Origin of the sequence: Rhodoferax lithotrophicus (assembly GCF_019973615.1) — a bacterium.
Classification (GTDB): Bacteria; Pseudomonadota; Gammaproteobacteria; order Burkholderiales; family Burkholderiaceae_C; genus Rhodoferax; species Rhodoferax lithotrophicus.
This window is the reverse complement of sequence record NZ_AP024238.1, coordinates 2,581,929-2,594,858: the sequence shown is the minus strand read 5'-3', so window position 1 is coordinate 2,594,858 and position 12,930 is coordinate 2,581,929. Positions and strand designations below refer to the sequence as shown.

The following is a 12,930-nucleotide window of genomic DNA, read 5'->3' as shown; positions in this document are numbered from 1 at the left end:
TGGGTAGGTTGCGCAGAGCAAGCGATGCATTTTTTTAAACCCTTTGTCAACTGGCTGGGGCGCTTGAGTGTGAGCCGCAAACTCACACTGATTTATTTGTTGGATTTGACCACGGTCATCTACATTTCTGGAATTTTGGTTCACGAGAAATACTTGGCCATTGATTTCACCCGCAAAGAAATCGTTGGCGTGGCTTACTGCGACAGCGTACGCGATTTTCTTTTTCCTGCACTGATCGGAAATGCAGCCCAATCAGCCCAAACCTTGGAGCGGTTTAATAAGTTTGATGCCCAGAGAGTGCTCAGCGATGCGACCCTTAAAACGACCGAAATATCCCAGTCGGTAGCGAGCGCATGGCAAGTTTATGTGTCGCCTAACAGCTCCGAAGAGTCTGGGCGCAAGGAATTGATCAGCCAGGCGCGTACCTTGCTGACGACAGTAGGTAATCAGTCCAACCTGATTCTGGATCCTGATCTGGATAGCTACTACAGCATGTCTTTGGTGGTGTTGCGATTCCCCGAGTTGCTTGAGGTGATGAACGAGGCTGCAGTGGCTATGAGTCAGGCCAGTCGCACACCGTCAGCGGCCAGTTTGCAAGCATCCACGCTGCTTATTCTTGCCGGTCGACTCGATGCTATTTTGCAAGGTATCAGCTCTGATTACCTGCAGGCATTCACCGCTGGTTCTCCCGTCTTGAAAACACGTCTGGAAGGCGCGAATCAGGAATTGGTGAAGCATATTGAGTTGATTTTGAGTTTGGTGCGGGATGCTGCGCAAAAAGATGCCATCCACATCAATCTGGAAGACTTTAATGCCGTTCATCAGCAAGGTCTGCAGACTTTGGATAAAACATGGCAATTGACATCTCGTGAGTTGGATGTCTTGTTGAGGCTGCGAGTGGATGGGCTGTTTGCCCGCATGTGGTTGCATCTGGGAACAGCATTGTTGTTGCTGGTGGGGATTTTGAGTCTGGTGTACACCGTGGCACGACAGATTTCTAGTCCACTCAAACAATTGGCAAGTGTGGCCGAGAAAGTGCGTCAAAGCAGTAACTATGCATTACGTGCGCGCTGGGCCAGTGAAGATGAGATTGGTCACTTGGTCACCACATTCAACGGCATGCTGGCGCAATTGGATCATGATCGGGAGGTACAACAAGAGTTGGCTGCCAGTGCGCGTGCGGCCCAGGCGCAAACTGAGTTAGTGGAAGCCATGCCTATTGCCATGGTGGTGACTTCCATTCCTGATCACCATGTGCTGCATGCCAATGAACCCGCCAAACCATGGCTGGAGGGGCGCAGTGCCGACCCGTGGCGATATGGTCTGGAACCCGGTGTGCGAGCCCGTTTTTTCCAGCGCCTGGCTGACCATGACAGGGTGGATGAGTTCGAGGTGCGCTGGTTGGGTGGAGCTGAACCGTCATGGGCGGTGTTGTCGGCAAGGCGCGTTCGGTTTCAAGGTGTGGACGCAGTACTGACCAGCTTCACGCCCATCAACGTGCTCAAACTTATGGAGCAGCGCTTGCAGTTGTGGGCCAAGGTGTTTGAAGCTTCGTCAGAGGGCATCATCATCATGGATGCCCAGCAAAAAATACTCAGTGTGAATCAAGCCTTCTGCAAGGCTACTTCTTATGATTTTTATGAAGTGCTTGGGGAGCAGCTCTCCAGCCTGTTGACCAGTTTCCCAGATGCGAACGGGTTTGAAATTGGTCAGGAAATTGCGATAGCCATTGAGCGGCGCAATGAATGGCAGGGAGAGGTGCGTTTGACCACGCGAAGTGGTCAAACCTATCCTGCGTTACTAATGATTTCAGCGGTACGTGATGCCACCCGGCAGGAGGTGGTGTCGCATTACATCGGGATTTGTATCGATATCACTGACCGTAAAAAGGCCGAGGATCGGGTTAAATTTTTGGCTCATCATGATGTTTTGACCGAGTTGCCCAACCGTTCTTTGTGTATCGAAACATTGGATGCGGCTTTGGCCCAGGCACGTCGCACCGGAGAGTGTATTGCCGTACTTTTTATCGATCTGGATCGGTTCAAACTCATCAATGACACCCTGGGCCATCACATCGGTGATGGCTTGTTGCGTTCGGTGGCTTCACGCTTGTTGCAGGCCGTGCGTAGCGGAGACCTGGTGAGCCGCTTGGGCGGTGACGAATTTGTGGTGATTTTGCGTGGACTCAAAGATGTAACCCAGGCCCACCAACAAGCCGAACAGCGCATCATTCCATTAATCAGACAGGTTCATCTGGTGGAGGGACAAGAGCTCAACGTGTCATGTAGTGTGGGTGTCGCCACCTATCCGCAAGATGGTACGGATCGTGACGAATTGATGCGCCGTGCCGACGCTGCCATGTACAACGCCAAATCGAGTGGCCGTGATGCAGCTTGTTTGTTTGATGTCTCGATTGATCAAGTCGTTCATGAACGTCAAATGCTGGAGCAGCATCTCAAGTCGGCCTTGGAGCATCAGGAGTTCACACTGCTGTATCAGCCCAAGATAGATGCACAAACTGGCCAGATGGTGGGCGTGGAAGCGTTATTGCGCTGGTACAACCCTGAGCTGGGTCAGGTGCCTCCGTCCCGGTTTATCCCTGTAGCGGAAGAAACCGGGCTGATCAAACCCATTGGCACTTGGGTTTTGCAACAGGCTTGTGCGCAATGGTCTGCTTGGCGTGATGCCGGGTACGGCCATTGGGTCATGGCCATTAACCTGTCGGCTGTGCAGTTGGCTGATCCGGGTTTGCTAGATTTGCTGCGCAGCTACATTGTGCAATATCGCTGTGAACCAAGTCAGCTCGAATTGGAGATCACGGAGTCGCATTTGATGCACAACTCGCACTTGGCGGTTGGCACTTTGCAAGCCATCAAAGAGTTGGGGGTGATGCTGTCTATTGACGATTTTGGTACAGGCTATTCCAGTCTGGCGTATTTGAAACGTTTTCCGATTGACAAGCTCAAGATTGACCAGTCATTTGTGCGCGATATGCTGGACGATCCTGCAGATATGGCCATTGTGCGTGCCACAATCGCTCTAGGGCACGAACTGGGTTTGCGTCTGGTTGGGGAGGGTGTTGAAAATCAGGGACAGGCCCAACAACTGACGGCGCTGGGTTGTGAAGAGTTGCAAGGTTATTTCTTTGCTCGACCACTTGATTCAAACTCCTTGGTGCAATGGGCTGGTGTGCAGCGCCATCTGATCGAGCGCAGAGCGTAAAGCTGAAGCTATATTTGCAGCAATAATCCACGGGCAGGAGACCCATGCATGAATGCCCAGGACATTAATCGCGAACTTGATCACGTCAGAGAAGCTGGCCCGGTCAAAGACATTGTTATTCCACCATGCCCGCAATTGTTGGTGCAGTTGCAGGCCGAGCTCAATCAGGCTGACCCTGATCCACAGGCCATTGCGGCCATTGCGGCCAGCGATGTGGCCATGACGGCGGCACTGATTCGCATCGCCAACAGCCCGTTGTATGCCCGGCGTGAGCCCGTGAGTTCAGTGGCGCAGGCGGTATCAATGCTGGGTATGCGGCCGACCGCATCCTTATTAACCGGTTTTTTGCTGCGTCACGCCATTCGTATCGACCCCACGCTGATCGAGCATTTCTGGGAGTCTTCCACACGTCGCTCCATGGCCATGGCACACATTGCCCGGCAAATGTATGGCGTGGACGTGGACGTGGCCAAGACCTGTGGCTTGTTTTTTCATGTCGGAATTCCTGTGATGCTGCAGGGCATCCGCGGCTACAGTGGCACCCTGGTGGAAGCCATGGCACGCCAGGATCGCACCTTTATCCAGACCGAGAATGCTGCGCACCGAACGGATCATGCGGTGGTCGGGGCCATCGTGGCCAGAACTTGGCGCTTGCCCCAGGTCATTGCCCATGCGGTGCGACTGCACCATGACTTTTCAGTGCTGCATGATGCCGCCGTAGCCATGGACGTACGCCAACTGGTTGCCATTGCCGCCATTGCGGATCATTTGGTGGCGCGCCATGAAGGGGTCAAGGATCAGCGCGAGTGGCTGCGTCATGGGTCTGAATGCCTGGCCTTTTTGCAGATCAGCGAGGCAGAAGTTGATACATGGGTGGATACGCTTTATCCCATGTTTGAAAGCGTGGTGGTGGCATGAGATGAGTCGTTCAAGTTGTGCAATGTCTGTGGATTTTCTGCCTGTTCCAATGCCAGTTCACCTGATGGACAATCTAAGGTTTATTCCGATTTGATCCATTTACCGAAAGCTTGTCATGTTGCTTGATGTTGAAGTTTCCCAATTGGTTCTGGTTGATTACCAGTCCCGATTGATGCCCGCTATTTTTGAAGCTCAGTTGGTGTTGACCAATGCGAGCATATTGGCACAAGCAGCCAAACAACTACAGGTTCCGGTGTGGGGTACCGAGCAAAATCCATCCAAACTGGGTGAAAACCCACCAGAGTTACGAACCTTGTGTCAGCGCACGTTAGCCAAGATGCAATTCAGTGGTGTTGAAGAAGGTTTGGGAGAGTGGTTGCGGCCCCCCCTGAAAGCCCCTGTGGGCAATGCGCGCAGTTTGCCTAAGCATTTACAAAAACCATCCAATACGCCCACCGAGCGCAACAATATCGTGATTGCGGGTTGCGAAGCACATGTGTGTTTGTTGCAAACAGCATTGCATTTGCTTGAAGATGAGTTTGATGTATGGGTCGTGACCGATGCCTGCAGTTCTCGAACCGAGCGCAATCGAGATGCCGCATTTGACCGGTTGGCGGGCGCTGGTGCCGAATTGATGACCACGGAGATGGTAATTTTTGAATGGTTGCGCAGTGCAGAGCATCCACATTTCAAAATAGTGCAGAGTTTGATCAAATAGCTATGTAGCCCTTGTCTGATAAGCGCAGACTGCTATCAAAATTTTATTTCAACTGGTTTAAGTGAAAAATTGCCCTGGCCAATGTCTCTGGATGAATTCTTTTGAAGAAGACATTTTTTCCGAGTCAGGGTATTGCAAGTTCAACGTTCATAATTATGAATTCAGTTTATCTATAAACATTGGAGACCGCCTATGACCACGTATGCCGCATTTCATCAACGTTCTCTCACTGACCGTGACGGTTTTTGGGGTGAGCAAGCCCAATTGGTGGATTGGAAAGTTCAACCTCAGCAAGTATGTGATTACAGCAATCCACCTTTTGCAAAATGGTTTGTCGGTGGTATCACCAATCTGTGCCACAACGCTGTGGATCGTCACCTGAAAGATCGTGCTGATCAGGCTGCATTGATTTTTGTGTCCACTGAGACCAATCAGGAAAAGGTGTATTCCTACCGTGACTTGCATGCTGAAGTCCAGCGTATGGCTGCAGTTCTGAAAGAGTTGGGGGTGCAAAAAGGTGATCGCGTATTAATTTACATGCCAATGATTGCCGAGGCTGCCTTTGCCATGCTGGCTTGCACCCGTATCGGTGCCATTCATTCGGTGGTGTTTGGCGGTTTTGCCTCGGGTTCTCTGGCTTCGCGCATTGAAGATGCCGAGCCCAAGGTCATCATTAGTGCAGATGCAGGTTCGCGCGGTGGCAAGGCGGTGGCCTACAAACCTCTGTTGGACGAGGCCATCAACCTGTCCAAATACAAACCAGAATCCGTGCTGCTGGTGGATCGTGGTCTGGTTCCCATGGCCTTGGTGGATGGGCGTGACAAACTGTGGGCACCGTTGCGGGACAAGAATCTCAATACCGTGGTCGAATGCGAATGGGTGGACTCCACCCATCCCAGTTACACGCTCTATACCAGTGGTACGACCGGCAAGCCCAAGGGCGTACAACGGGACACTGGTGGTTATTGTGTAGCACTTGCTGCCAGCATGAAACATATCTACGCGGGTAATGCTGGTGAAACTTACTTTTCCACAAGCGACATTGGCTGGGTCGTAGGACACAGTTACATCATTTATGGTCCGTTAATTGCAGGGATGGCCACCATCATGTATGAGGGGTTGCCAATTCGTCCCGATGGCGGAATTTGGTGGAGCCTGGTCGAAAAATACAAGGTCACCGTGATGTTCAGTGCACCCACTGCCATCCGGGTGCTGAAAAAGCAAGATCCGACCTTGCTCTCCAAATATGATCTGTCCAGCCTGCGTGCACTGTTCTTGGCGGGCGAACCATTGGATGAGCCCACTGCACAGTGGATCAGTGATGGCCTGGGTAAGCCCATCATTGACAACTACTGGCAAACGGAAACTGGCTGGCCCATTTTGGCGCTGTGCAACGGCGTGGAAAAAGTGGTCAGCAAGTTTGGCTCGCCCGGCAAAGCGGTCTATGGGTATGACGTGAAGTTGCTGGACGATCAAACAGGTGAGGAGCTTACTGGTCCGAATCAAAAGGGTGTGGTGGCTGTGGAAGGCCCACTGCCGCCAGGTTGTATGCAAACAGTGTGGCGTGATGATGAGCGCTTTGTGAACACCTACTGGAAGAGTGTTCCTGGCAAGCTGGTGTACAGCACTTTTGATTGGGGTGTACGTGATGCCGATGGCTATTATTTCATTCTCGGACGTACCGATGACGTGATCAATGTGGCGGGGCATCGCTTGGGCACCCGTGAAATTGAAGAGAGTATTGCTGCACATCCGAACATTGCGGAGGTGGCTGTGGTTGGGGTAGCCGATCAGCTGAAAGGTCAGGTGGCGATGGCGTTTGCCGTGGTTAAGGATGCCAGTCTTGTGGCAGACGAAACCAGTGCACTTAAACTGGAAGCGGAAATATTCAAACTGGTTGACCGTGACCTGGGTGCTGTGGCGCGTCCGGCACGCGTGCGTTTTGTCACCGTGTTGCCGAAAACACGCAGTGGCAAATGTTTACGGCGTGCCATCACTGCCGTGTGCGAAGGTCGTGACCCTGGCGACTTGACTACGATGGATGATCCGGCAGCTTTGCAACAAATCAAGGATTTGGTAAGCGCCAGATAATTTTGAGGTTAAATTTTTCTTGTAAGAATTGTGCTGCTTTCTGATGGCACAATTCTTTTTGCAATCGGCCCTTCCAACGCCACTGTCGCATCCGCCAAACGGTCAAGCCGTGACGCGGGAGGTTAATCAACCATCAGCTTTAACCAGCTAAAGTTTCCCCAAGGGAAATGAAAGTCAGCGAAACATGAGTGAGACAAACACGGTTTATCAAGCCTACCAGGCGAATACCTACCTTTTTGGTGGGAACGCCCCGTACGTCGAAGAGATGTACGAAAACTACCTAGCCAATCCGGGCAGCGTGCCAGACACTTGGCGCGATTACTTTGATGCCTTGCAGCACGTGCCCGCCGTGGACGGCAGCAATGCCAAAGACGTTCCCCACCAACCCGTCATCGATGCTTTTGCACAACGTGCCAAGGCGGGTGGTACCAAAGTTGTGGTGGCCAGTGTGGATGCAGAGATGGGTCGCAAGCGTACCTCTGTACAGCAGCTCATAGCTGCTTACCGCAATGTTGGTGCCAGCTGGGCTGATCTGGATCCATTAAAGCGCACTGAGCGTCCTAACATTCCTGAGCTCGATCCCTCGTTCTATGGGTTCAAAGACGCTGACCAGGAAATCGTGTTCGACACCAGCAATACGTTCTTTGGCAAAGACAAGATGCCTTTGCGTGAGTTGTTGAACGCCTTGCGTGAAACTTATTGCAGCACCATTGGTGCTGAATACATGTACCTGACGGATCAGACGCAAAAACGCTGGTGGCAACAAAAACTTGAAAGTGTGCGCAGCAAGCCGAATTTCAATGCTGATCAGAAAAAACACATTCTTGACCGCCTGACCGCCTCTGAGGGGCTTGAGCGCTTCTTGCACACAAAATATGTGGGTCAGAAGCGTTTTTCATTGGAAGGTGGCGAAAGTTTTATTGCCGCCATGGATCAATTGATTCAGCAAGCTGGTGGTTTGGGTGTGCAAGAAATTGTGATCGGTATGGCTCACCGTGGTCGACTGAACGTGCTGGTGAACACATTGGGCAAGATGCCAGCAGATTTGTTTGCCGAGTTTGACCATACAGCTCCGGAAGATTTGCCCGCAGGTGATGTGAAATACCATCAGGGTTTCAGCTCGGATGTAACCTCCCCTGGTGGCCCGGTGCACTTGAGTTTGGCGTTTAATCCTTCACATCTTGAAATTGTGAACCCGGTCGTTGAGGGCTCGGTGCGCGCCCGTATGGACCGTCGCGCTGATCCAACGGGTCGTCAGGTCTTGCCCGTGCTGGTGCATGGTGATGCAGCTTTTGCTGGGCAAGGGGTTAATCAGGAGACCTTGGCATTGGCACAAACCCGTGGTTACACCACGGCTGGTACGGTACACATCATCATTAACAACCAGATTGGTTTCACCACATCTGACCCACGTGACTACCGTTCCACGCTGTATTGCACCGACATCGTCAAGGGTGTAGAGGCTCCGGTGATGCACGTGAATGGTGATGATCCCGAGGCCGTCGTTATGGCCATGCAGTGGGCGCTGGAATACCGCATGGAGTTCCGCAAGGACGTGGTGTTGGACATTATTTGCTTCCGCAAACTGGGTCATAACGAACAAGATACCCCAGCGCTGACTCAGCCGCTGATGTACAAAAAGATTGCCCAGCATCCCGGTACCCGCCGACTGTATGCCGACAAACTGGCCGCCCAGGGTCTGGGTGCGACTTTGGGTGATGACATGGTGAAAGCTTACCGTGCCGCCATGGATGCGGGCCGCCATACGGTGGACCCTGTCCTGACCAATTTCAAGAGCAAATATGCGGTGGATTGGACGCCTTTCCTTGGGAAAAAATGGACCGATGCGGGAGATACCTCCATTCCAATGGCTGAGTGGAAGCGCTTGGCTGACAAGATCACGACGATTCCGGCCAGTGTCAATCCACATCCACTGGTGAAAAAGGTCTATGACGACCGTGCTGCTATGGGCCGCGGCGATATCCCGGTGGATTGGGGTATGGGTGAGCACATGGCTTTTGCCTCGTTGGTGGCCAGTGGTTACCCCGTGCGTCTGTCTGGTGAGGACTGTGGTCGTGGTACGTTTACCCATCGTCACGCAGTCATTCATGATCAAAGCCGTGAAAAATGGGATGTGGGCACCTATGTAGCGTTGCAAAACGTTGCAGAGAATCAGGCACCCTTTGTGGTGATTGACTCCATCTTGTCCGAAGAAGCTGTGCTTGGTTTTGAATACGGTTATGCCTCCAATGATCCCAACACCCTGGTGATTTGGGAAGCACAGTTTGGCGATTTCGCCAATGGTGCCCAAGTGGTGATTGACCAGTTTATTGCTTCAGGTGAAGTGAAGTGGGGCCGTGTCAACGGCTTGACCATGATGCTTCCGCATGGCTATGAAGGCCAAGGCCCAGAGCACTCTTCTGCCCGCGTGGAGCGCTTTATGCAATTGGCAGCCGACACCAACATGCAATTGGTACAGCCCACCACAGCCAGCCAGATCTTCCACGTGTTGCGTCGTCAAATGGTGCGTAACCTGCGCAAACCGTTGGTAATTTTCACACCCAAGTCTTTGCTTCGCCACAAGGATGCCGCATCGCCTTTGTCTGAGTTCACTAAAGGCAGCTTCCAGACGATCATTCCTGATAACAAGGCACTCAAGGCTGAGAAGGTTAAGCGGGTGGTTGTGTGTTCTGGCAAGGTGTTCTATGACCTGTCCAAGAAGCGTGAAGAAAAAGGCTTGGACGATGTAGCGATTTTGCGAGTGGAGCAGCTCTATCCATTCCCGCACAAAGCCTTTGCAGCTGAGCTCAAAAAATACCCCAATGCCACCGAAGTGGTTTGGACACAAGACGAGCCACAAAACCAGGGTGCCTGGTTCTTTGTGCAACACTACATTCACGAGAACATGCTTGAAGGGCAAAAGCTGGGTTATTCCGGTCGGGCAGCTTCAGCTTCACCGGCGGTGGGTTATTCACACCTGCACCAGGAGCAGCAAAAGGCATTGGTTGATGGTGCTTTTGGCAAGCTCAAGGGTTTTGTTCTCACGAAATAAAACTACCCACTGAATGCATCTTTTGCGGTGGTTGGTTTACCTACCGCAAACCCCCTCAAGATTATTTTTGAAAGAATTTTTATGGCAATCGTAGAAGTCAAAGTCCCGCAACTGTCGGAATCTGTGGCAGAAGCCACTTTGTTGCAGTGGAAGAAAAAGGTTGGCGACGCTGTCGCTGTGGATGAAATCCTGATTGATGTGGAAACTGACAAGGTGGTACTGGAAGTGCCAGCACCCTCGGCCGGTGTGATCGTTGAAATTGTGCAGCCAGATGGCAGTACTGTTGCAGCGGACCAACTGATTGCTCGTATAGACACCGAAGCCGTCGCTGGTGCTGCTGCATCGGCCCCTGCTCCTGCGTCAGTCGCTGCCGCACCCGTTGTGGCTGCGTCTGTTGCAGCTGCTGCTGGAAACAGCATGGCTGGTGTTGCCATGCCTGCTGCGGCCAAATTGATGGCCGATAACAACCTGGCAGCTGGATCTGTGCCAGGTTCTGGTAAAGATGGTCGCGTGACCAAGGGTGATGTCCTGGCTGCTGTGGTTGCACCTAAAGTTGTAGCTGCTCCTGCAGTTCCGGCAAGGGCTGCAGCCCCATTGTTGCCTCAAGTAGCAGCGCCTGTGGGGCGCTTGGCTGAGCAATTGGCGGGACGCCCAGAACAACGTGTACCTATGACACGTTTACGTGCTCGTGTGGCCGAGCGTCTGTTGCAATCGCAGTCTACCAACGCCATATTGACCACGTTCAACGAGATCAACATGGCCCCTGTGATGGACATGCGCAAGCGGATGCAAGATCGTTTTGAAAAGGAGCACGGTGTCAAGCTTGGCTTCATGAGTTTCTTTGTCAAGGCTGCCGTGCATGCCTTGAAGAAATTCCCGGTTCTTAATGCGTCAGTGGATGGTAACGACATCGTCTATCACGGTTATTTTGACATTGGTATCGCCGTGGGTTCTCCGCGTGGTCTGGTGGTACCGATTTTGCGCAATGCAGATCAGATGAGTTTTGCTGACATCGAGAAGAAGATCGCTGAGTTTGGTGCCAAGGCACGTGACGGCAAGCTGGGTATGGAAGAAATGACCGGTGGTACGTTCTCCATCAGCAATGGTGGTACTTTCGGTTCGATGATGTCCACCCCCATCATTAACCCGCCACAAAGTGCGATTTTGGGCGTACATGCGACCAAAGACCGTGCGATGGTGGAAAACGGTCAGGTAGTGGTGCGTCCCATGAACTATTTTGCTCTGAGCTATGACCACCGCATTATTGACGGGCGTGAAGCCGTGTTGGGCGTGGTAGCCATGAAAGAGGCTTTGGAAGATCCGGCTCGTTTGTTGTTTGACATCTAAGTTGGCTGATTGCACCCACCCGAGGCAGACCACCTGTGTGTCTGCCCTGGTGGGTTTTTTTGAATGGAAATTTCTTTTGGGTGGTTCAAACTGCAGGTCATAAGACCGTTTGATCCCCTAGTCATTAAGAGGTAAAAAATGAGCAAGCAATTTGACGTGATCGTGATCGGTGGTGGCCCGGGTGGCTACATTGCGGCTATTCGTGCAGCCCAGTTGGGCAAGAATGTGGCCTGTGTGGATGAATGGAAAAATGCCAAGGGTGGTCCCGCACCTGGTGGAACCTGTACCAATGTCGGCTGTATTCCTAGCAAGGCATTGCTTCAATCGAGTGAGCATTTTGAGCAAGTCAGCCACCACTTTGGTGATCATGGCATCGAGGTCAAAGGTCTGAGTATGGATGCTGCCAAGATGGTGGCACGCAAGGATGGGGTGGTTAAACAAAATAATGACGGCATCTTGTACTTGTTCAAAAAGAACAAGGTGAGCTTCTTCCATGGCCGCGCATCATTTGTCAAAGCGGTGGATGGTGGCTATGAAATCAAGGTGGCAGGAACTTCTGAAGAGACACTGCTGGGCCAGCAAATTATTGTGGCCACTGGTTCAAATGCCCGTGCCTTGCCTGGTACGCCATTTGATGAATCCATGGTCTTGTCCAATGAGGGCGCACTGGCCATGACTTCGGTGCCTAAAAAGCTGGGCTTGATTGGTTCAGGGGTGATTGGCCTTGAAATGGGTTCGGTGTGGCGTCGTTTAGGTGCAGAAGTGACTATTTTGGAAGGTTTGCCAGACTTTTTGGGCGCGGTGGACCAGCAAATTGCCAAAGAAGCCAAAAAAGCTTTTGACAAGCAAGGTTTAAAAATTGAATTGGGTGTCAAGGTTGGTGAAATCAAAGTTGGCAAAAAGAGTGTGAATGTGGCTTGGACGAATGCCAAGGGTGAAGCCCAAACACTTGAAGTGGACAAACTGATTGTGTCTATTGGTCGTGTGCCCAACACCATTGGTCTGAATGTTGAAGCCGTGGGGCTGAAGGTTGATGAGCGTGGCGCGATTGTGGTGGACGGTGATTGTCGAACCAACCTTCCTGGTGTCTGGGCAGTTGGTGATGTCGTGCGTGGCCCGATGCTGGCTCATAAAGCCGAAGAAGAGGGTGTTGCCGTGGCTGAGCGTATTGCGGGTCAGCATGGGCATGTCAACTTCAACACTATCCCATGGGTGATTTACACCAGCCCCGAGATTGCTTGGGTTGGCCGCACAGAGCAGCAGCTGAAAACTGATGGCGTGGCGTATAAGTCGGGTACTTTCCCGTTCCTGGCCAATGGCCGTGCACGAGCTTTGGGTGATACGACGGGTATGGTGAAGATGCTGGCTGATGCCACAACTGATGAAATTCTGGGTGTGCACATTGTTGGCCCAATGGCCAGTGAACTGATTGCTGAGTGTGTGCTGGCTATGGAGTTCCGTGCCAGCAGCGAGGATATCGCCCGTGTTTGCCATGCACATCCCTCCCTGAGTGAATCTACCAAAGAAGCTGCTCTGGCTGTTGATAAACGCACGTTGAATTTCTGATTTATATGAAAAGTGC

Annotated in this window: 7 protein-coding genes; all 7 read left to right on the top strand. The window is 52.1% G+C overall.

Annotated features, from left to right (window positions below; all coding sequences use genetic code 11):
• Positions 1-24: 24 nt before the first annotated feature.
• The 7 genes from LDN84_RS12005 (at position 25) to lpdA (ending at position 12,914) form a co-directional block, all read left to right on the top strand.
• On the top strand, positions 25-3,222 hold the full coding sequence (locus LDN84_RS12005; RefSeq protein ID WP_223903697.1) for a bifunctional diguanylate cyclase/phosphodiesterase: 3,198 nt from the start codon (positions 25-27) through the stop codon (positions 3,220-3,222).
• Between the two features lie 48 nt (positions 3,223-3,270).
• On the top strand, positions 3,271-4,140 hold the full coding sequence (locus LDN84_RS12000) for an HDOD domain-containing protein (protein WP_223903696.1): 870 nt from the start codon (positions 3,271-3,273) through the stop codon (positions 4,138-4,140).
• Positions 4,141-4,255: 115 nt separating this feature from the next.
• Complete coding sequence (locus LDN84_RS11995) at positions 4,256-4,858, top strand: isochorismatase family protein (RefSeq protein ID WP_223903695.1); 603 nt, start codon at positions 4,256-4,258, stop codon at positions 4,856-4,858.
• Between the two features lie 192 nt (positions 4,859-5,050).
• Positions 5,051-6,949 carry a propionate--CoA ligase gene (locus LDN84_RS11990; RefSeq protein ID WP_223903694.1) on the top strand — a complete coding sequence of 633 codons (1,899 nt, stop codon included), beginning with the start codon at positions 5,051-5,053 and terminating at the stop codon, positions 6,947-6,949.
• Between the two features lie 184 nt (positions 6,950-7,133).
• Positions 7,134-10,001 carry a 2-oxoglutarate dehydrogenase E1 component gene (locus LDN84_RS11985; protein ID WP_223903693.1) on the top strand — a complete coding sequence of 956 codons (2,868 nt, stop codon included), beginning with the start codon at positions 7,134-7,136 and terminating at the stop codon, positions 9,999-10,001.
• Between the two features lie 81 nt (positions 10,002-10,082).
• Complete coding sequence (gene odhB / locus LDN84_RS11980; RefSeq protein ID WP_223903692.1) at positions 10,083-11,348, top strand: 2-oxoglutarate dehydrogenase complex dihydrolipoyllysine-residue succinyltransferase; 1,266 nt, start codon at positions 10,083-10,085, stop codon at positions 11,346-11,348.
• A gap of 138 nt (positions 11,349-11,486) precedes the next feature.
• Positions 11,487-12,914, top strand: a complete 1,428-nt coding sequence (gene lpdA / locus LDN84_RS11975; RefSeq protein WP_223903691.1) for a dihydrolipoyl dehydrogenase — start codon at positions 11,487-11,489, stop codon at positions 12,912-12,914.
• The last annotated feature ends 16 nt before the right edge of the window (positions 12,915-12,930 follow it).

What these genes read in the sequence shown, in the direction of transcription:
- LDN84_RS12000 (WP_223903696.1), top strand. Translation starts at nt 3,271, where the DNA reads ATGAATGCCCAGGACATTAATCGCGAACTTGATCACGTCAGAGAAGCT.
- lpdA (WP_223903691.1), top strand. Translation starts at nt 11,487, where the DNA reads ATGAGCAAGCAATTTGACGTGATCGTGATCGGTGGTGGCCCGGGTGGC.
- LDN84_RS11985 (WP_223903693.1), top strand. Translation starts at nt 7,134, where the DNA reads ATGAGTGAGACAAACACGGTTTATCAAGCCTACCAGGCGAATACCTAC.
- LDN84_RS11995 (WP_223903695.1), top strand. Translation starts at nt 4,256, where the DNA reads ATGTTGCTTGATGTTGAAGTTTCCCAATTGGTTCTGGTTGATTACCAG.
- LDN84_RS12005 (WP_223903697.1), top strand. Translation starts at nt 25, where the DNA reads ATGCATTTTTTTAAACCCTTTGTCAACTGGCTGGGGCGCTTGAGTGTG.
- LDN84_RS11990 (WP_223903694.1), top strand. Translation starts at nt 5,051, where the DNA reads ATGACCACGTATGCCGCATTTCATCAACGTTCTCTCACTGACCGTGAC.
- odhB (WP_223903692.1), top strand. Translation starts at nt 10,083, where the DNA reads ATGGCAATCGTAGAAGTCAAAGTCCCGCAACTGTCGGAATCTGTGGCA.